Origin of the sequence: Alteribacillus sp. YIM 98480 (assembly GCF_009765375.1) — a bacterium.
In the GTDB taxonomy this organism is placed as follows: Bacteria; Bacillota; Bacilli; order Bacillales; family Marinococcaceae; genus Alteribacillus.
Genome location: NZ_VTOK01000016.1, coordinates 55,385 through 75,091 on the forward strand (window position 1 = coordinate 55,385; position 19,707 = coordinate 75,091).

Here is a 19,707-nt window from a genome sequence, read left to right on the forward strand (position 1 = left end):
AAGAAAGGAGAAAAATAATATGACAAGCTTGATAGGTTTTATCACTATCATAACTATTGTAACGTTACTCATTACGAAAAAAGTAAATCCTATTGTCGGTCTTGTGATCATACCCTTAGCAGGAGCATTATTATTAGGAACAGGTATTGACGATTTAGCCACATATTTTAACGACGGTATTGACTCAGTCATGTCTGTTGTCATTATGTTTATTTTTGCGATTTTGTTTTTTGGGATAATGCAAGATGTGGGGCTCTTTGATCCTATCATAAATAAAATGGTTGAGATTTCTCGTGGAAATGTGGTAGCGGTTGCAGTCAGTACCATTATTATTGCGATCGTTGCAGGTCTCGATGGTTCCGGTGCCTCCACGTTTTTAATTACGATTCCTGCATTACTGCCGCTTTATAATCGTTTAAATATGAGTCCCTATTTGCTTATGCTGCTGGTGGTTTTAAGCATTGGTGTCATGAATTTACTTCCATGGGCCGGCCCGATTGGCAGAGCAGCTTCTGTGTTAAATATGGATCCTGTTGCTTTATGGCAGCCGCTCATCCCTCTTCAACTCATTGAAATTGTTTTATTACTCTTCATTGGTGTATTTTTTGGGATAAGGGAGAAACGCCGGATTGCAAAAATATATGGCACCCCTTCTGTACAAGCAGAAGTAGCAGCAACCGTAGAGAGTGCTGTTGAGGAGAATGGAGATAAAGATGAACAAAATGAACTGAAAAGGCCAAAACTACTCTGGCTAAACATTATTTTAACTGTTGCAGTGATTGGTACATTAATGAGCGGAGCACTTCCATCAGGTTTTGTGTTTATGATCGGGTTAGCGATTGCTCTTCCTGTAAACTATCGACATGTCGACAAACAGATTGAACGAATTAAAGCACACGCCCCAAATGCTCTAATGATGGCAGGGATCATTTTAGCTGCAGGTTCATTTCTAGGCATATTAGAAGGAACAGGTATGTTAGACGAAATGGCAGCAAGTCTAATCTATATCCTTCCGGGTGTCGTTCTTCCTTACTTGCACTTGATCATTGGCTTTTTTGGCGTTCCTTTTGATCTGATTTTAAGTACGGATGCTTATTATTTTGCTCTCGTTCCGATTGTTGAACAAATCGTATCAAACTATGGCGTTCCTTCAACGACCATTATCTATGCGCTTGTAGTAGGAAACATCATTGGAACGATGGTTAGTCCGTTTGCTCCTGCATTATGGCTGGGTCTTGGTTTAGCCAAACTAGAAATGGGAGGCCACCTTCGTTACTCTTTCTTCTGGGTATGGGGATTTAGTATTTTGTTGTTAGTCGTCGCTTGGGTAATGGGGATTATAAGTCTATAGTACAGCCCAAAAACGGGTCCGCCTCTCTAGGTGCGACCCGTTTTTTATATTTATTGAAGGTGCTGCTTCTTAAAATATAACCGCTGCGGCCGCCCTAAATCTCCGTAATTGGAATAAGACTCTGCATATTGTATCGTAGTGAGATATTCTAAATACCTTCTCGCTGTAGGTCGACTGACTCCGATATGTTTCGCTGCATCCATCGCAGAAATGCCTTTTTCCTTATTCTGATCGAAAAAATCTTTCACGATATTCAGCGTCACTTGATCGATGCCTTTAGGCAGCTCGGCTGCGCTTGCTTGACTAACCGTTTGTTTCATAACCAAATCAATAGCATCTTGATCCAGTTCTTTATGTTTTTCGAAAAAAGATCGCTGCTCCGCGTAATGGTGCAGTGTTTTTTTAAACCTTGTAAAATCAATCGGCTTTAATATATAATCAAAAACCCCGCTTCTCATTGATTCTTCAACAGTAGACACTTCTTTTGCAGCTGTTATCATCATAATATCAATGTGTTTATATTGATTACGTATTTCCCAAAGCAAGTCGAGGCCTGTGACATCAGGAATATAGACATCAAGCAATATTAAATCAGGCAGTTGATCGGTGTGTTTTAAAAAATGAATCGAATCTTCACGTGACATGGACTTTTTTACAACATCAAACCTTTCAACGTTATTAACAGCGTCTTCAAGTACATTGGCAACGCGAAAGTCATCCTCGATGATCATGACTTTGAACTTTGCATCCATACCTACCCCTCCAACCATTATCTTTTCGGTAAAGTCAGTACAAAACATGCTCCTTCTAGTTCTCCTTGTTCTATGTAAATGCTGCCTCCGATGTCATGAACCGCTTGTTTCGACAATGCCAATCCAACGCCTCGGTTTTCTCCGGTCTTTGTGGTGAACCCTTTTTCGAAAATAGTATCATCTATAGGAGCGGGGATGCCTGGTCCGTTATCTTCTACTTCAAAAATAATATCTTCACCGATATCTGTAAAATGAATATCCACCTGTCCTTCGCCGGCCGAATGCTCATGTTTTACCGCCTCAAAGGCGTTTTCAATCAAATTACCCAAGACCGTAAATAAAACATTTTTTTGCTTTGGAGAAAGGGATGTCGTTAGATGGCTGTCTGGGTCAATGTGCATGGAAACTTTTAATTCATTAGCTTGATTAAATTTCCCTAAAAGCAGCCCTGCAATCATAGGATCAGACACATGTTTAATCAAAAAATGAATTCTTTGCTGCTGCACATTCGTTTCCTCTTGAATATATTCAATCGCTTTTTTCACTTGATTCATCTGCAGTAATCCAGAAATCGTTAAAAGTTTATTAGAAAATTCATGGGTTTGTGCTCGGAGTGTGTCCGTGTATTGTTTTGTTCTTGATAGCTCTTCGGTTAAATATTCTATCTCACTTTTATTATGAAAAGATGCTACCGCCCCAAAAGGCTTTTGGTCCTGAAATATGGGCACGACATTTAAGACTATTGTTGATTGTTCCATCGCTATTTCATTATTAAATGTACTTTTCCCATCGGATAAAACATTTTTCAGCATTTGTTCAGGGAGAAGCTTTTTAATATAAAACTCATCGGGATAATCATCGTTTTTTCCATTTGTTAAGATGTCTTTGGCTGCTTTATTGACTAGCGTAGCATGCCCCTGTTGATCCATCGCTATAATACCTTCATAAGTAGACTGTAAAATGGTTTCTTTCTGCAAGAAAAGCTGGGCAATTTCTGAAGGTTCTAAACCAAACAGGATCCGTTTGATATGGTAAGCTATAACGACAGCCCCGATAAAACCTAAAGCGGTAAGCCCGGCGAGCACATACCAAAGTTCTTTACTGTATTGCGCAATAATTTGATTCACATTTTCCATGAGAAAGCCAACAGACACCACACCGATAATTTCCCCGTCCTCCGAATATATAGGAGTTTTTCCTCGAATAGATAGGCCTAGCGACCCTTCCTCACTGGAAACATAAGCTTCTCCATGTTGCAACGCTCTCTCGTTATCTGAACCAATCATTTGTTCACCAATCCTCTCCGGATTTGGATGGGAATAGCGGATTTCGTCTGTATTCCCTACTACCACGAATTCCGCACCCGTTTCATCACGGATCGATGTAACCAATGGTTGAATGATCGAAGCAGGGTCCTCTTCCTCAAAAGCCTGAACAATTTCCGGCATGTTGGCCACCGTTTTTGATACATTTAACGCGTTTTGTCCGACTTGTCTTTCCAACGCATCCGAGAAAAAAGAATAAACAAAAACACCCATAATACAAAAAACAACGGTAATTAATAATCCAATTAAAAGGATCATTTTATGAGCTAAGCGTAGTTGAAATGGTCGGTTTTCACCCATACGTTCCTCTTCCTTACTTGATTTGGCTCTTTACATTTTAACAAACTTTTGGCGGGATTCCCTTTCAAATATTTAAAATTGCCATCGGTGAAGTCCCAGTAACCACAACCTGCTCCAGGCTGTGTTTGAACTAGTGACACTTAGCTGAAAAGATTCAATAAAGTGATATAGACTTTGTTCAAATAATGCTGTGGAGAATGAATATGACCAGACCGAGCAAGAAGAAGCTTTACGAATGGATTTAAAGAAAAACGTCAAGCAGTATGTTTCAGAAAAACCAGGACGGAAATAAAAAATTACGAGCTGACGTCTTTTCCCTTTGATAGATGGGTCTCCAACACCAAAAGAGCGGGTCCTTTAAAGAAAAAGACAAGGACGCTCCATTGCATTCAACCATCCATTTACTGTCAGCGGGGCAAGAATTTTAACTACCCACATTTACGAAAAGTATCTAAATCTGCCTAGTAAGAAGCAAGGTACTTCTCTGTTCCAGTAGAAAATGTAGAATATAATGTAAAACGGAGTCTAGAAGAGCGGCATACTCTTTTAGACTCCGTTTGTTGTTTATATATAGAATGAATTATAATTTATTCTAAAGAGCTGTAAAATTTCTTACGTTTCTTGAGCTCGGATCGAACCTATTAACGGCAATTGGTTTAAGTGGCATCCCCTCCCACAATTACATCAGTAATTTCCTGTGTCTTATCAAACCTCCAAGTCAATTACCGAATCATGACATCATCCAAAAATAGGTTGTTCTGGACCAATGTTTAAGAAGGTATAAAAAGAACCTTAACTGAGTTTCCAAAATTCAGGTTATCATATATAAATATTTGACTATAGTTTAATTGCAACAGAAACCAGCTTTGTTTCCAGATAATCATCTAAGCCAAAATATCCACCTTCCCGTCCTAAGCCGCTTTCTTTTACCCCTCCAAAGGGGCCTTGTACAGCGAAAGGAGCTGGGTCATTCACCCCTACCATTCCGTATTCTAATTTTTCAGAAACCCGATGTGTCCGGGATACATCGTTTGTGTAAAAATAAGAGGCAAGGCCAAATTCAATATCATTTGCCTTCTTAATGACTTCTTCCTCTGAATGAAAACGGACCAAAGGGGCAACTGGGCCAAATGTTTCTTCAAAACATACTTTCATATCTTCCTTTACATCCACTAATAACGTTGGTGAATAAAAGTATCCGTTCTCTAATTCGCCATCTGTTAGCCTATGCCCGCCGTAAAGCACTTGTGCACCCTTTTCTACAGCATCTGTGACTTGATATTGAACTTTCTCTATTCCACTTTCGTTAGTCATAGACCCGATTTGGTTAGATTCATCAAGTCCATTTCCAACTTTCAACTGGGCAATTTTCTCCTGAAAACGTTTGGTAAAATCATCATAGATGTCATCGTGAACATAAATTCGATTTGCACAGACACACTGTTGGCCTGTAGATGCAAATTTACTGTTGATCATGCCATCCACTGCCAAATCAATGTCAGCATCCTCAAATACGATAAAGGGAGCATGTCCGCCAAGTTCCATCGAAACTTTCTTTACTGTATCTGCCGATTGACGTATTAAAATTTTTCCAACTTCTGTAGATCCAGTAAACGAAATTTTTCGGATAGCTTTGCTTTTCATAAGTGGTTCGGCAATTTCACCTGATTTTCCAATTACTAAATTAACTACACCTTCCGGCAATCCAACTTCATTAAATATTTTAAATAATTCTACACAAGATAATGGTGCTTCAGATGATGGTTTGATAATTACGGTACAACCTACAGCTAGTGCAGGACTAAGCTTACGTGCCGCCATCGATAATGGAAAATTCCAAGGTGTTATCGCTGCAACAACCCCAACAGGTTGACGGATCACTGACATACGTTTATTAGCAGCAGAAGCTGGAATCGTATCTCCATACACCCTGCGTGCTTCTTCGGCATACCACTTAAAAAAAGCAATCGTACTGTTTACTTCATAACGAGCATTATGAATGGATTTCCCCATTCCCTTTGTGATGGTTTGGGCAAGGTATTCTTTCTTTTCTGTAAGCTTGTTGACAACACGCATGTGAGCAGCACAGACTTTTCCCTCTTCGGAAACCGTTGTGTCATGTACCTTTTTCCTTAACTTATATTCCAATCAGGCTTTGCGGCCATGATATGTTTAGTAAAGTACTCAACACTATAATCACTCCTACTGCAATCCCTGTTGAGTATAGTGCCTTAAATATGGCAAATTTGGATTCTACCACCAAGAAGGCAATAAGAAAAATGGTGGAAGCAAGTAATAAACCAATCAGATAAATTAATAAGATGTAGCCTATAACCCAAGCTATATAAATACATGGTCTAATTATTGGCACTCTCACCTTTTCTCCCTTCTCTTTTTGTTTAAATCTTTTAATAATTTCTGAAAAAAGATAAAAACCTGAAAGTATGCTCCCTGCAACAGAAACATATAGCGGGAAGAACTGAGCTAGCCTTGAAAACGTAAGTGCTGTTATAGCTGCCCAGACAAATACAATAAATATAGAAAAAGTAAATATCACATTCAGCTTTTCTTTATTCAATCTAAACACCTTCTTTCTGTAAGCCATTGCTGATTCTTTTCATTATAGTTCCTCCTGTTAGTAAAACGGCAATTAAAATTGCTATGGCAATTACTATTGGATTACCTAACCACTCCCATCCATATCTTTCGATTGAAATCCAATAGTATCTTTCTGCTGAGATCGCTAACACAAAGCCTATCAGCAGGGGCGGCCTCGGCCACTCCAGGATCGTCATCACATACCCTAATAGTCCGATTACGAGAAAAGCAACGATATCTCCCCAGGAATAATTGCTTTGGTAAGCTCCAATTAATAAAAGAATAACTAAAAATGGAACAAGTTTTTCTCCGGGAATGACACTTAACCTGGCTATAGGCTTTATTAATGTCATGCATAGTATGGCTCCAACAATGTTGGCAAGCACAAGTGTCCATACTATCGATAAGGTGAGAGATAAATCGGTTGTCAGCATCCTTGGTCCGGCTTCTAACCCCATCAATATGAGTCCTCCGAGTAAGATGGCCGTTGTCCCGCTTCCCGGGATGCCAAAAAGAAGCGTAGGGATTAAAGCTCCTCCTTCTTTCGCGTTATTTGCACTTTCAGGTGCTATAACACCGCGTACGTCTCCTTGCCCAAACGTATTATGTTTTACTGTCTTTTTCCCTGCTCCATAAGCCAGCCAATCTACTACGCTTCCACCTAATCCTGGTATAAATCCTATTACACTTCCTAATACGGCACTTCTTACCACCAGGAATTTATTCTTTAAAGCGTCACCTATCCCTGTTCTAACTCCGCTATTTAGCTGACCGGACTCTGCTACACTTTCTTTGCTTGTTAACATTGTTATTATTACCGGAAAAGCAAAGATAGCCAAAGCTACAACAGGCAGTGAGAGCCCGTTTGATAAATAAAGAAAATCAAAGGTATAACGGTACTCGGTAATGGCCGGGGCACTTCCGATGGATCCAATCAATAACCCCATTAGTCCCGCTAAAACTCCCTTAGAAGGAGATTCTCCAGCTAACAATCCAGCCATGCTTAACCCTAGCATTGTCAGCATAAATAATTCCGGGGATGTAAAGCTGGTAATAAGAGGTTTTGCTATCGGTATCGTTAAGTAAAGAGCTATTCCCCCTACTATTCCACCTATCATGGAACAGAACAAGGCTGCTCCCATTGCTCTTGAAGCCTCCCCTTTTCTTGACAGCGGATAACCATCCATAATAGTAGCTTGTGAACCTGAAGATCCAGGAATGCCTAACAAAATGGATGGAAAGGTATCGCCAGTGTGGACAACAGCCACCATTCCGATCAATAGGGCCATCCCCACAAAAGGATCCATTCCAAAAACAAATGGCAGTAATAGAGACATACCTACTGTGCCGCTTAAACCGGGCAGTAAACCGACAACAATACCAAGCCCGATACCCAGGCACATAAACAGAATCCTTGATGGATCTAAAACCATGCTTAGTGCTTCAATTGCGCTTTCAAACATCGTATTTCTCCCTTCTATAGTTTACTAACATCCACTCCATGTTCTTCTAGCAGAAATTCACGCACCCACTCTAAAGTATCCTCTGAGATGTTTTTTTCCATATTATTTATTCTTCTTTCAATCTCGTCTTGAGAGTAAGTACCGTAATCTTCAAGAATGGCTGATGATTCTTCCTGAAATTGTTCATCTTCTATGAGGGCATTTGCTGCCTTTTTTAGTTCCTCTTTTGTGTTTTCCGGGGCATCTTTATGCACCCATATAACCTTTTGCAGTGTATACGTCGCATTCAAAAAGTGCTTATACGTCTCCCAGGCCTGTCCCTGAGGCTTTTTTCCATGTATTTCTTCATAGGCTTCTTTTATAGTGGGTAGGTTGGGAAACTGAGGGTCACGTACTACCTCACCATTTTCATCAATTTGCCCTAAACTATATAGTGGGACAGCCTCCCCCTCCTCGACCTTTGGTTCAATATTTTGTTTATAGGCGGAAGTGGTTTGGAAATCGATGTTACTCTCTCCTTGTTCAAAAGCCACTCTAGCCGGTCCTCTCCCTTCATATCCCAATACTGCTTTAGCATCCAATTCTAAAACCTCAAATGAAAGCAACGTTGTTAAATCTAAGCCAGTTGGGGACATACCTGCATAATAAAGCTTTTCTTCTACTTTCCCTAAGTCGAACCCATCCTCTATGCCTAACTCTTTCGATCCGTATACAACCCCGCCTGTTGGGGCTCCCACAAGCGGTGTCAATTCTTCAAAGCTGTATTTTACAGAAGACTGCCCTAATAAATAGGGGATATGCGTAGATGCACTTGTCGTCAGAAGGTTTGTCCCGTCTCTTTCATAAGAAGTAATATATTCGTTCGCTCCTGTGATGCTTCCGCCGCCAGGAATATTTTCCGCTTGAATATTTGGACTATTTTTAATGTGTTTTGATAACGGTCCCGTCATGAATCTAGCAAAAACATCTGTGCCTCCTCCTGAACCATAAGGAACGACCATTGTCAGTAAATCCTCATCGTATTCTTGGCTTTCACTACTTGCTGAATTCGAACTAATAAAAGAGAAATTATTACATCCTACTAAAAACAAGCAAAGCATTATGGTTAAAGTAAGCGTATACATTTTTTTCATAACAAGTCCTCCTTTTTGATGTTACTATTATGTTATTTTCAGAAGGGACATAAGTAAAATAGCAAAATATTATCTGTGTATATAAATTTTTTTTATAATACATATAATTATATCTTTACTGTCCGCTGCTTTTGCAAGAAATCAATAAACGCTTTTACAATATTAAGCTGCAAGAAATCCGTTCTATACATTAACCATGTATCACGCATTACCGGCTCCCCATTTTTATAGCTTAATCCTTCTGTAAATAGCTCATCAGAAGACCTTAAGCATATTTCCGGTACGACAGCGAAACCCAAATCATGCTTCACCATTTCTTTGCTTGTCTCTTGTCGGTCTACTTCCATTGTTGTTAACGGAGATTGTGAGAAGTGGTCATTCCACCATCTGTTAATCAGTCTCTTAAGTGAGTTGTCTGTGTTGTAATAAATAAAGGGAAGCTGTGGGAGGTCATCTAACCGTATTTTACTTTTAGAGATGATATACAACTGCTCTTTTATCAGCAGTGACTTTTCCCCTTCCCATTCATAGTCTCCTCTCAGGATCCCTATGTGGATTTGCGAGCTGTTTAATAACCTCATGATTTCAATACTCCATCCGGTTTGAACTTCAAATTGTATATTTGGATAAGAAGCGGAAAACTTCTTTAGCAAGCCAGGGAGCTTATATTGGGCAAAATTGCTCGATACCCCGATTCGAAGGGTTCCTCTCACTTCTTCTCCGATATTAAAGATGTCATCTTTTAATTTCTGAAACTCGCTAAGCCTGTTCTTAGCATAAGAAACTAGATGTTCTCCTTCAGAAGTGAATTCAATGCCTCTTTTTGTACGAAAAAATAACTTTGTCTGAAATGCTTCCTCTAGATGTTTCAGCCTGTAGCTTAGAGCAGGCTGTGTTATAAACAGCTTTTCCGCAGCTTTCGTCAGGCTTTTCTCTTCTTCAATAGCATTCAAGATATCCCAATCTTTTTTGTCCATCCTTTATTCCCCCTCTTTGTTATTAAAAAATTTTATATTTCACTATATAATTTAATAATTTTTCTTATAATTGATTTCATTGTACGCTATTAGCACCTTCTCAACAACATTCATTTATTTCTTAAAGGAGGGTGTTAAATATGAATAAAGTACCTATAACTTTGATGCGTGGCGGAACAAGCAAGGGGGTGTTCTTACTAAGAAAGGATATGCCTTCGCTTAGCAGTGAATGGGACCAGTTTCTCTTAGATATTATGGGGAGTCCGGATCCGAATCAAATTGATGGCCTGGGTGGTGCTAATTCTCTTACAAGTAAAGTAGCCATCATTCAAAAAAGCCAGGATCCTTCCTATGATATCGAATATACATTTGCTCAAGTAAGTTTATATAATCAAGTGGTTGATTATAAGGGCAACTGCGGCAATATCTCTTCAGCTGTAGGCCCATATGCCATTGAAAAGGGATTGGTGCCGGCTGAAGAACCTGTTACTACAGTAAGAATCTTTAACACTAATACCAAAAAAATAATTAAAGCAGAAGTAGAAGTTGAAGATGGGAAAGTAAAAACAGAGGGTAATTATTCTATTCCAGGTGTACCAGGCAGTGCCTCTCCGATATTTTTATCTTTCGAACAGCCGGAGGGGGCAGTAACCGGAAAGATACTTCCAACAGGAAACCCTACAGATACGCTGTCCTGCTCTCTAGGTAATATCCAAGCTTCTATTGTTGATATAGCCAATCCTCTAGTTTTTGTTAAAGCACAAGATGTCGGTCTTAAAGGGGATGATCTGCCGGACGAATACACAAGTAAACAGCTGAATCTTTTAGAAGAAATCCGCTCACTAGCCACCGAAAAATGTGGGTTTGCCCCTAGCCAGTACGCAACCAAGCTATCCCCGGCGACTCCGAAACTAACGGTTGTTTCAAAACCGTTTAATTACACTGACACTACAGGAACGACCCACAACAAAGAAGAGATTGATGTGTTAGTAAGAATGATGTCCATGCAACGTCCTCATAAAGCTTTAGCCATTACAGGAGCGGTTTGCACTACAGCTGCCAGTAAAATAAATGGCACCATTTTGTACGAGATGATCGATCACCAAAGCAACCGCTTTGCAATCGGCCACCCCGCAGGAGTTATGGAAACCATAATAAATGATTGCGAGAATCTATCAATCAAAGTAGGAAGAACAGCCCGTCTATTAATGGAAGGAACCGTTTATACTAAACGGAAATACAGCAATGCTTTTTATGAAAACAAAGTACTCTAAGTTCACCAGCTTACATGTTCTAGTGAAATAATGAGGTGCAGGTAGAGATTTAGAGATTTAGTCTTCTTTCATGAAACAAAAAAAGCTTAATCTGCCTTTATAACATTTCAATTTCCACAAAAAAAGAGGTATCCCACAAGTGATTTTCACTGCTGGGACACCTCTTTTTGTGGAAGAGAGAGATGCTGAGATTCCTGCCCAAACACCTTCCCTATGCTCAAGTATAAGTAATATGGTTCTGTCTTCCCTGCCTGCCTATTCTTCTTATGCTGAGATTTTTTTAAGATCATGATTGATATTCTACCCATACAGGGCCGTTGATGACAGGGCGCACACAGTTTTCGACTCAGTGTGGTATGTCAACACTAAACTGGACAAATATTTAAAGATGCATAGACTTGTGTTTAGCCGACGTTAAGTAATCTAGTGATCCATCAATGCGAAAGTTGTTGAACCAATGAACGTAATCAAAAAGTTCAAGGTCAAGTTCGTACTGGTTAGGGAAGCTTTGGCCGTGGACGAATTCTGTTTTGCTGGTCTTAAAGGTGGCTTCAGCGTGGATAGATCCCCCTAACTAGCTCTTTAAAGCGCAGTGAGAGGGTTTTGCTCATGAGGAGGCTATAATACGAAAGCACCCTTATACAATAATCAAAGACAGTCCTGAAGCTGGACTCCGTTCACTTTTTTAATACCCTTCCTCTTGTTTCTCAAGAGAGAAGGGTGCATTTGAAGATAAATTATTTTATATGTAACGTTTAAATGCGGCCAGAGACGGTAATTAATACTCCTTTTAAAAAGATTATTATAGAGCTAAGCGTAGTTGAAATGGCCGGTCTTCTACATTTTATTTGACTCATCACGTTTTAACAAACTTTAACCACCATTTTCTTTCAAAATTGTGCTCACATTGTTCCTATAATACTGTACTACTACAAAAAGCCCTAAACGATACTCGTTTAAGACATAAGAAAAAGCCCTATGTATCAAGGGCTTGAGTATTTGAGTTATGGTGTTTCGTACTGGGCTCGAACCATTGACCTCCACCTGGTTGAAGTACTCACTCATCTAGATGAAGTTAGTGTAAAAAGCCTATTATAGTGCCCATACCGCTAATTAATCCTACCTCATTTCTAGTTAAAGAGAATTATTGTTACATCATGCCTGCCACTGCCATATTTCTCATAAATGGAAAGGAGACAAGATTTCCCTGTTCATCATTTTTGTTTATTTATTAAGGGGATGCAGGGATTCGTCAGTATATTTGGTGAATCCTTGAATATCATATTTAACTAAAGTGCGTGATCTAATTATTGTTAGAAAATGCAAGAATAGTATATACTATGATACTAGCAATAGATTCACGGTCGTATTGGTCAAAAAGGAATTCATAATCACTCCGAATTACTACTATCCCCTCTTCTACCTTACAATTTTCCCTCTCATGCTCTATTCGCCTTTATATAGAGATCGGAATCGTTCTCAAACTCAACTTCCATTTCAAATAATTTTATTTAAGACAGCGATGCCAAAACACTCATTCCTCCGCATACATATAACACCTGACCGGTGGTAAACCAATTTTCCTCGCCCGCAAAATATTCCACGATATTCGTAACCTGCCTCGGAGTACCCACTTTGCCCATTGGCTGACTATTCATGCGAAAACCGACTTCCTCCTCCGAGCTCTGCCTATGAAGTGGTGTATCGATCATACCTGGTGCAACACAATTTACCGTAATGCCCATTCTTGCCGTTTCTAAAGCAAGCGATCTTGTAAGGCTTACAATACCGCCCTTTGAAGCTGCATAATTACTCTGAGTTGTACCGCCTAGCCAACCTCTAGATGAGATATTTATTATCCTGCCATAACCTTTTTTCTTCATAATTTTTATTGCTTCTCGACAACATAAAAAGTAAGATTTTAGGTTCACATCAAAAACTTTGTCCCAGTCCTCTTCCTTCATATCTGTAATAGGCATATTACGCATTGTACCTGCATTATTTACAAGTATATCGACTGTTCCGTACTTTTCCATCACTTTTTCAAATAAACTTTCACATTCACTACTTTGTGAAACATCAGCTTTCATAAATATTGCCTCTCCGCCGTCTGTCTTTATTGTATCAACAATACGATTTCCTCTTTCCTCATTTCTTCCCACTACAACTGATCTGCAACCATTTCTAGCAAATTTGACGGCAATATCCTCGCCTATTCCAGATGTACTTCCGGTTATAACCGCAATCTTATTTTTCACGGGGCTTCCCTCCATCATGCAATATTCCATTTAGGAAACACTCAAGGTTTTCAAAGCTGCTAATATACTCGAAAACCTTACGTTTTATTTCATTACATAATACCTCTTAAAATTAAATTTACTCATTCACTGCATTAACCGTATTTACTGAGTTTTTACGCTTACTCGGATCCTTCAATTTATCGCCAAAGAACATTTCAATTATCTCGTTATCTGGTTTTTTGGTGAATATCGCCACAATAATAAATACCGAAACGGAAAGGATAAGCCCAGGAAGTATGGGATGAACTGCCCATCCTGGCATTAATGACGGAAATATATACATCGCCGCTGTTGAACCGAACCCTACTAGCATACTAGAAAGACAAGCCTGTGAATTGGCTTTTTTCCAATAGAAGATTCCAACAAGTGAAGGAAGAACTCCTGCACCCATCATCGCAAATGCGGATGACCATAAGAAAAATATTCCTTGTACTGTCTGAGCAAGGTATGCAATCAATATGGAAATAATCGTACAGATAACCATTGTTACTCTTGAAATTTTAACAACGGATCTATCTGAAGCATTAGGGTTGATGAGTTTTTTATAGATATCATAGCCTGTACACTGAGATGATATAATAAGCATGGTTGAAGCTGTTGACAATACTGCTGCAATAATACCTACTAAAACCACTGCAGCAACTATAGGGGGAAGGGCTCCCAAAACAACAGATGGGAATGCATAGTCAATTTGATCAAGGTTAGGATATGTTACTCTTGCATAAGCTGCAATAATAAGCCCACCAATAAGAATAAGACAATTTGGTATTAGTATAAGAGCAACACCGCTTATAGCAGCCTTTTCATCCTTAGCAAGATAGACTCTTGTCATCTGATGGGGCTGTGAAAGATTACCCAAAGACCATACAAGAAAGAACGATATAACCATGCTAAGGCTGAAATAATTGTTTGTTGGAGAAACAAGGCCTGCACCTTCTGCCCATGGTTTTCCTTCAGGAGCAGTAGCCTGACTAAATGCAGTTACAAGATTTACAAAACCGCCGCTATTTACTAATGCAACCGTTACCGATACACCAATTGCAAATAACATGATGACAAGACATGCCGTATCCGTCCACGCAACGCCCCTTGCACCACCCATTAAAGAATATATTAAAACCGCAACGGCGCCTATTATAATACATGTCATGTAAGAAAGGCCTGTAACAAGACTTAAAACGGTGAAAATGCCAAGATACATGGATGCCATACCAACCGTATAAATCATAAGAATAAGGAGTGAATAAAACCCTCTTGTAAATTTGGAAGGGTATCTTAAAGCAATAATATCTGGCATCGAACGGGCTTCATAATAGTAACCAACCCTCCAGAATTTTTTCGCAAAAAATACCGCTAGTACAAACATGGGAAGCAATGTAGCATTAAAATTCCAAATCTGCACCCAGCCAATAGAATAATTTGCACCCATCTGTCCAATGAAGGTTCCAGCACTCATAAAACTGGCCCCATATGTGCCTGCAACAACCCATTTGCTCATACTTCTTCCAGCTACATAATAATCTTCAGATGTATTCTGACCTCTTTTTGAAGCATAAACGCCGAGTACAATAAGAAAAACCAAATAAACTAATAAAACCATAACATAAATATTCATAAACATTCCCCCCAGTTCAAACTTAAAACCCCGTCTTTTTTAATATTCTGAATTCTCTATGACACTTTCGGTCTTTTTAGCCAGCACTGCACATATAATCACAGATACAACAGCCTGAACGATAAGAATAGCAGTCATCCAATATACGTCTCCCATCAACGATCCCTCCCTCCATGCGCTTATAGTTATTACAGCCTTATCAGCCAGTTGGGTCTAACTGGTGCCGCATATTCAAGACTTCATTTATGCTCTAAAAACCTCAAGCACCATACGTGCTACAAATGCACTTCTTATAGCCATTTGGTCTGTATTTATATACTCCTTACCTGGTTGGTGTACAAAATCTCCACTCATTCCCATGCCGTCAAGTGTTGGACAACCAACAGATGCTGTAAAGTTGCCATCACTGCCTCCCCTTGTAACAATGCCCTTCATTTCCATCCCAAACCCTTTTCCAACTTTTTTTGCCATTTCATAAAGGGCCTTGTGTTTAGGGTCATTTTCATCAAAAGGCGGTTTTTCAATGCCTCCTCTTGTTGTAATTTTTACTTCAGGGTTAAATGGTTTAAGTTTTTTAAACAATGTATCAAACTCTGCTGCCATCTCTTTTGATAAAAATCTTGCGTCTATTGTAAGCTCTCCATCACCGGGAACTGTAGGCCAGCCGGCATGGCCGCTTTTTAAACATGTACATGCGACTGTCATATTCCGATTCATGTCTGTAAGACCTTCTAGATAAACAGCCTGCTGTGCCAGCTCCTTTAAACCACTTTCAGCATTTTCAGGCTCTTGACCGGAATGTGCTGGTTTTCCCTCTGCCACAAAGGTATAGTTACTTCTTCCATAGCGGCCAATTTTTAATCCTCCCACATAGTCGCCCCTTGTACTTTCCATAACAAAGGCAGCTTTGCTGTTTTTTGCCAGCTCTTCATAATGCATATGTGATGAATAGCTTCCAGCTTCTTCATCAGAGCTTAAGAAAAATACAATTTTTTTGTTTTCAGTCAGCAAATTAAGCTCCTTTAAGGCTTTGGCAACCATGTATACCTGAACATCTCCGCCCTTCATATCAAGAACACCCGGTCCCCATACCTTTGTGCCCTTTTGCTTCCACAATTCACCAAAGGTGCCTTTTGGATAAACGGTGTCATAATGTCCCACAAAAAGCACCTGTTCCTCGCCATTCCCTAATTCCATAAGCAGATGATCACCATAGCGGCTGTCGTTGCTTGGGACAACGGTGCATTTAAAGCCTATGTCGGTAAAGATTTTGGCAAAATAATCCCTGCATTTTTTAAGGTCTTCCTTGTCGCCCTCTGTAGGTGTTTCAAGATGTACAGCTTTTTTTAGTGCTTCTAAAAACTCATTGCTGTGGCTTTCCATATAATCTAAAAGCAGTTGATCCTCTGTCATAGAACCACTTCTCCCCTTTCTTATTTAAGCAAAAGTCTATTCTCATACTCCGTCTGGGTAAGCAGTTCAAATCCATCTTCCGTAATAGCCACCATATCCTCAATACGTACACCGCCAATACCCGGTAAATGCACAGACGGCTCAATGCAAAATACCATTCCTGGTTCAATAACCCATGGTTTTTCCCCCTTTGCTGAAGCTTCCCCAATGATAGGCGCCTCCTGAAGGCAAATACCCGTGGCATGTCCCGTAACACCAAAATACCAATATTTTTCAAATCCTGCTTTACGGAGAACATCTCTTGACGCTTTGTCTATATCCGATGTTAAAGCTCCCGGCTTACAGGCCTTAAGTGCAGCCATTGTTGCGTCATAAACTGCCGTATACACTTTTTTCTGTTCATTGTTTAAAGGATTTCCTGCCATAACTGTACGGCAATAATCACTGTGATAGCCATTATAGCAACATCCAACATCCATAAGTACAAAGTCACCGTTTCTAATTATTCTCTCAGTCGGGAAACGTACAAGAGTTTCTGCATTTTCCCCAGAGTTAACTTGTGTAGGGTGGGTATGACCTCCTTCCGACCCGCGCAGTATCATTTCATTATGTATCATAGCTGAAATCTCTATCTCCGTTAGACCTGGACGCAAGTTTTCAATAGCTACCTGTGTTCCCGCTTCAGCAATGGCGCAGGCCTTTTTAATAAGGTATATTTCTTCGGTACATTTTACAGCTTTAGCTTTTGCGAATGTATTGCGTGCGTCTACAAACTCATAATCTGAAAAAGTCTCTTTGAATACTTGAAAAAGCTGAAAGTCCATTTCAGCAATACCAATTTTAGCTCCTTTTGTAAGTCCAAGCTCGCTGAAAATCTCCTTAAAACTAGCAACACTAAGCATAGGGTCCATGGGAAGAGGTTTTACCTTCTGTTTAAGCCACGGCATATATGTTTTAGCCCTGTCATAATCCCCGCTTGCAACTAAAGCCCAGGGACTATCTCCAACAGCTTTAACCGCTGCATATCTGAAATAATAAAATAAATTAGGGCTGTTCGGACGGAAGCTTGTCAAATAGCGTACATTATCAACTCTCATGGTTATAATGCAGTCAAGCCCATCGTCTTTCATTTGATTGTCAATTCTATTAAGCCTGTAATCTCTCATTTTTTCCATGCTTATAGGCTGTTCAAAATCAAATTCTGCCATAAATCTTTCTCTCCTTTCTGCTGAATCTTTCTTTTATGCCATAACTGCCCCGCCGTTTACGTCCAAAACTTCACCTGTAATATATGCAGCTTCATCACTGGCAAGAAATACAATTGCGTTAGCCACTTCCATAGCCGTTCCCGGTCTTTTTAATGAGAGGCGATCGAAAACCTCATTCATGTTCTGTGTCTTGGCCCAAAGCTCCGTTATTCTCCGACTGGCCTCAACATAACCTGGAGAAACAGAATTTACACAGATACCGTATTTTCCAACCTCCCTTGCTAGATAACTAGAAAACTGATCAATTCCTGCTTTTAGGCTGGAATAGGCGATATTTGTATTGTCTCCCGCGGCCCTTCCTATGAGGGAAGAAACATTTACAATCCTTCCATAATTTCTTTCCTTCATTCCGGGAAGCACTTCTTTGCAGCAGAGAAAAACATTTTTTAAATTCAAATTATATACTTCATCAAAGTCGTCTGCTGTCATGTCAAGAGTAAGCTTCCTGCCAGTGCTGCCTCCTGCAACATTGCAGAGTATATCCACTCGTCCAAAAATTTTATTGGATTCTGCAAAAGATTCTATTAATGAATTCGGATCGGTTACATCAGTTGATTTATAAAAGCATTTCACGCCGTATCTTTCACACGTCTTCTGTGTTTCTTTCAGTTTTTCCTCATCTCGGCTCATAAGAAAAAGAGCTGTTCCGTTTTTAGCAAGAAGAATAGCTGTTGCCCTGCCGATACCACTTCCGGCTCCGGTTACAACCGCCACTTTTCCCTCAATGCTTTGGAACACCGGCATATTTTCTTTTTCCATTCCACTTCCCCCTCTTAGAGATTTCTCTCCACCTCATTAATAAATTTTTGTTCATGGATCATATCTCTTGAAAATTTTCATGGTTTAGGACTAAGACTTATTTGAACCATTTTCGAAACGATGGCATCGCCCATTTCACTGGTAGTGGCCCGCCCACCTAAATCTGGCGTAATAATCTGTCCCTCAACGAGAACGTCTTCAACAGCATTAAGAATTAAACGACCAAGATCAGAATGATTCAGATGATCAAGCATCATACTGATACTCCAAATTTGCGCAATTGGATTTGCAATTCCCTTTCGTGCAATATCTGGAGCGGATCCATGAATTGGCTCGAACATAGAAGGAAAGTTACTTTCAGGGTTTATGTTCGCTGAAGGAGCTAATCCAAGTCCTCCAACAATCGCTGCACCTAAATCAGTTAAAATATCTCCAAATAGATTGCTTCCAACAACAACATCAAAACTCTCAGGCTTTGTAATAAAATAAGATGCTAGTGCGTCGATATGATAGAGATCAGTTTTTATATCTGGGTAATTCGAACTTACCTCTTTGACAATTTCATCCCAAAAAGGCATAGAATGATTGATTCCATTAGACTTCGTTGCTGCAGTTACCGTGCGCTTACCGCTTTTTTCAGCTAAAGAATAGGCATATTTTAAGACTCGTTCTGTCCCGTATCTAGTAAATACATTATTTTGAATGGCTAATTCATATGGAGTACCTTGGTGCATTCTTCCTCCAACATCGGCATATTCCCCTTCGGTATTCTCACGAACAACAACAAAATCGAGATCTTTATGTGTTTTATAACGAAGAGGACTTTCTAAGCCCCGAAGAAGTTTAATTGGGCGTAAGTTAATATATTGTTGAAATGTCCTGCGAATGGGCAAAATTAACTCCCAAACGGAGATATGGTCAGGTACGGAAGGTGCTCCAATGGCACCTATCAAAATAACATCATAATCCTTTAATAAATTAAGCGCATTGGAAGGCATCATCCTGCCATGCTCCAAGTAATAATCACAATTCCAATCAAAACGATTACAATGAAACCGTAATCCACCGTGTAATTCCTCAACAGTTTTTAAAACCTTTAATCCTTCTTCCATTACCTCTGGGCCGATTCCATCCCCAGGAATAGCAGCCACCGAAAAATGTTGCACTTACCTTCACCTC

The 19,707-nt window shown here is 39.7% G+C and carries 15 protein-coding genes and 1 pseudogene; 2 read left to right on the forward strand and 14 right to left on the reverse strand.

The features are described from left to right. The first annotated feature begins 19 nt into the window (after positions 1 to 19). The gene (locus FZF09_RS18280) at positions 20 to 1,351 is read left to right on the forward strand and encodes a CitMHS family transporter (RefSeq protein ID WP_158738033.1); all 1,332 of its coding nucleotides are present in this window, start codon (positions 20 to 22) and stop codon (positions 1,349 to 1,351) included. Positions 1,352 to 1,401: 50 nt separating this feature from the next. Here the strand turns inward: FZF09_RS18280 and FZF09_RS18285 are convergent, their stop codons facing one another. From FZF09_RS18285 to FZF09_RS18315, 7 genes are all read right to left on the reverse strand, one after another. Further along, complete coding sequence (locus tag FZF09_RS18285; protein ID WP_158738034.1) at positions 1,402 to 2,103, reverse strand: response regulator; 702 nt, start codon at positions 2,101 to 2,103, stop codon at positions 1,402 to 1,404. 17 nt (positions 2,104 to 2,120) lie between these two features. After that, positions 2,121 to 3,728 (reverse strand): ATP-binding protein, encoded by a 1,608-nt coding sequence (locus tag FZF09_RS18290; protein ID WP_158738035.1) that lies wholly within the window; start codon positions 3,726 to 3,728, stop codon positions 2,121 to 2,123. A gap of 837 nt (positions 3,729 to 4,565) precedes the next feature. Then, a complete protein-coding gene (locus tag FZF09_RS18295) occupies positions 4,566 to 5,876 on the reverse strand; it encodes an NAD-dependent succinate-semialdehyde dehydrogenase (protein ID WP_233269555.1) in 1,311 nt (436 codons plus the stop codon). Then, entirely contained in the window at positions 5,866 to 6,306 is a 441-nt protein-coding gene (locus tag FZF09_RS18300) for a tripartite tricarboxylate transporter TctB family protein (RefSeq protein WP_158738036.1), read from the reverse strand. The genes FZF09_RS18295 and FZF09_RS18300 overlap by 11 nt, the downstream gene beginning before the upstream one ends. A 1-nt stretch (position 6,307) precedes the next feature. Next, the gene (locus tag FZF09_RS18305; protein WP_158738037.1) at positions 6,308 to 7,789 is read right to left on the reverse strand and encodes a tripartite tricarboxylate transporter permease; all 1,482 of its coding nucleotides are present in this window, start codon (positions 7,787 to 7,789) and stop codon (positions 6,308 to 6,310) included. 14 nt (positions 7,790 to 7,803) lie between these two features. Next, positions 7,804 to 8,922 (reverse strand): type 2 periplasmic-binding domain-containing protein, encoded by a 1,119-nt coding sequence (locus tag FZF09_RS18310; RefSeq protein WP_158738038.1) that lies wholly within the window; start codon positions 8,920 to 8,922, stop codon positions 7,804 to 7,806. Between the two features lie 107 nt (positions 8,923 to 9,029). Beyond that, positions 9,030 to 9,899, reverse strand: a complete 870-nt coding sequence (locus tag FZF09_RS18315) for a LysR family transcriptional regulator (protein WP_158738039.1) — start codon at positions 9,897 to 9,899, stop codon at positions 9,030 to 9,032. Between the two features lie 140 nt (positions 9,900 to 10,039). On the opposite strand from FZF09_RS18315, the gene FZF09_RS18320 reads away from it, so the two are divergent. Next, positions 10,040 to 11,173, forward strand: coding sequence for a 2-methylaconitate cis-trans isomerase PrpF family protein (locus FZF09_RS18320; RefSeq protein ID WP_158738040.1), 1,134 nt, complete (start codon positions 10,040 to 10,042; stop codon positions 11,171 to 11,173). Between the two features lie 382 nt (positions 11,174 to 11,555). Here the strand turns inward: FZF09_RS18320 and FZF09_RS18325 are convergent. The 7 genes and pseudogenes from FZF09_RS18325 to FZF09_RS18355 all read right to left on the reverse strand — a co-directional run. Next, a pseudogene (locus FZF09_RS18325) lies at positions 11,556 to 11,729 on the reverse strand (IS3 family transposase); the annotation flags it as partial. Between the two features lie 955 nt (positions 11,730 to 12,684). Further along, positions 12,685 to 13,431 carry an SDR family NAD(P)-dependent oxidoreductase gene (locus FZF09_RS18330; RefSeq protein ID WP_199256823.1) on the reverse strand — a complete coding sequence of 249 codons (747 nt, stop codon included), beginning with the start codon at positions 13,429 to 13,431 and terminating at the stop codon, positions 12,685 to 12,687. Positions 13,432 to 13,549: 118 nt separating this feature from the next. Continuing rightward, positions 13,550 to 15,088 (reverse strand): sodium:solute symporter family protein, encoded by a 1,539-nt coding sequence (locus tag FZF09_RS18335; RefSeq protein WP_158738041.1) that lies wholly within the window; start codon positions 15,086 to 15,088, stop codon positions 13,550 to 13,552. Positions 15,089 to 15,331: 243 nt separating this feature from the next. Continuing rightward, the gene (locus FZF09_RS18340) at positions 15,332 to 16,501 is read right to left on the reverse strand and encodes a M20/M25/M40 family metallo-hydrolase (RefSeq protein ID WP_158738042.1); all 1,170 of its coding nucleotides are present in this window, start codon (positions 16,499 to 16,501) and stop codon (positions 15,332 to 15,334) included. A 20-nt stretch (positions 16,502 to 16,521) separates the two neighbouring features. Next, positions 16,522 to 17,709, reverse strand: a complete 1,188-nt coding sequence (locus FZF09_RS18345; protein WP_158738043.1) for a M24 family metallopeptidase — start codon at positions 17,707 to 17,709, stop codon at positions 16,522 to 16,524. 33 nt (positions 17,710 to 17,742) lie between these two features. Next, the gene (locus FZF09_RS18350) at positions 17,743 to 18,528 is read right to left on the reverse strand and encodes an SDR family NAD(P)-dependent oxidoreductase (RefSeq protein WP_158738044.1); all 786 of its coding nucleotides are present in this window, start codon (positions 18,526 to 18,528) and stop codon (positions 17,743 to 17,745) included. 77 nt (positions 18,529 to 18,605) lie between these two features. Beyond that, positions 18,606 to 19,694, reverse strand: a complete 1,089-nt coding sequence (locus FZF09_RS18355; RefSeq protein WP_158738045.1) for a tartrate dehydrogenase — start codon at positions 19,692 to 19,694, stop codon at positions 18,606 to 18,608. Between the last annotated feature and the right edge of the window lie 13 nt (positions 19,695 to 19,707).

What these genes read in the sequence shown, in the direction of transcription:
- FZF09_RS18280 (WP_158738033.1), top strand. Translation starts at nt 20, where the DNA reads ATGACAAGCTTGATAGGTTTTATCACTATCATAACTATTGTAACGTTA.
- FZF09_RS18285 (WP_158738034.1), bottom strand. Translation starts at nt 2,103, where the DNA reads ATGGATGCAAAGTTCAAAGTCATGATCATCGAGGATGACTTTCGCGTT.
- FZF09_RS18290 (WP_158738035.1), bottom strand. Translation starts at nt 3,728, where the DNA reads ATGGGTGAAAACCGACCATTTCAACTACGCTTAGCTCATAAAATGATC.
- FZF09_RS18305 (WP_158738037.1), bottom strand. Translation starts at nt 7,789, where the DNA reads ATGTTTGAAAGCGCAATTGAAGCACTAAGCATGGTTTTAGATCCATCA.
- FZF09_RS18310 (WP_158738038.1), bottom strand. Translation starts at nt 8,922, where the DNA reads ATGAAAAAAATGTATACGCTTACTTTAACCATAATGCTTTGCTTGTTT.
- FZF09_RS18315 (WP_158738039.1), bottom strand. Translation starts at nt 9,899, where the DNA reads ATGGACAAAAAAGATTGGGATATCTTGAATGCTATTGAAGAAGAGAAA.
- FZF09_RS18320 (WP_158738040.1), top strand. Translation starts at nt 10,040, where the DNA reads ATGAATAAAGTACCTATAACTTTGATGCGTGGCGGAACAAGCAAGGGG.
- FZF09_RS18335 (WP_158738041.1), bottom strand. Translation starts at nt 15,088, where the DNA reads ATGAATATTTATGTTATGGTTTTATTAGTTTATTTGGTTTTTCTTATT.
- FZF09_RS18340 (WP_158738042.1), bottom strand. Translation starts at nt 16,501, where the DNA reads ATGACAGAGGATCAACTGCTTTTAGATTATATGGAAAGCCACAGCAAT.
- FZF09_RS18345 (WP_158738043.1), bottom strand. Translation starts at nt 17,709, where the DNA reads ATGGCAGAATTTGATTTTGAACAGCCTATAAGCATGGAAAAAATGAGA.
- FZF09_RS18350 (WP_158738044.1), bottom strand. Translation starts at nt 18,528, where the DNA reads ATGGAAAAAGAAAATATGCCGGTGTTCCAAAGCATTGAGGGAAAAGTG.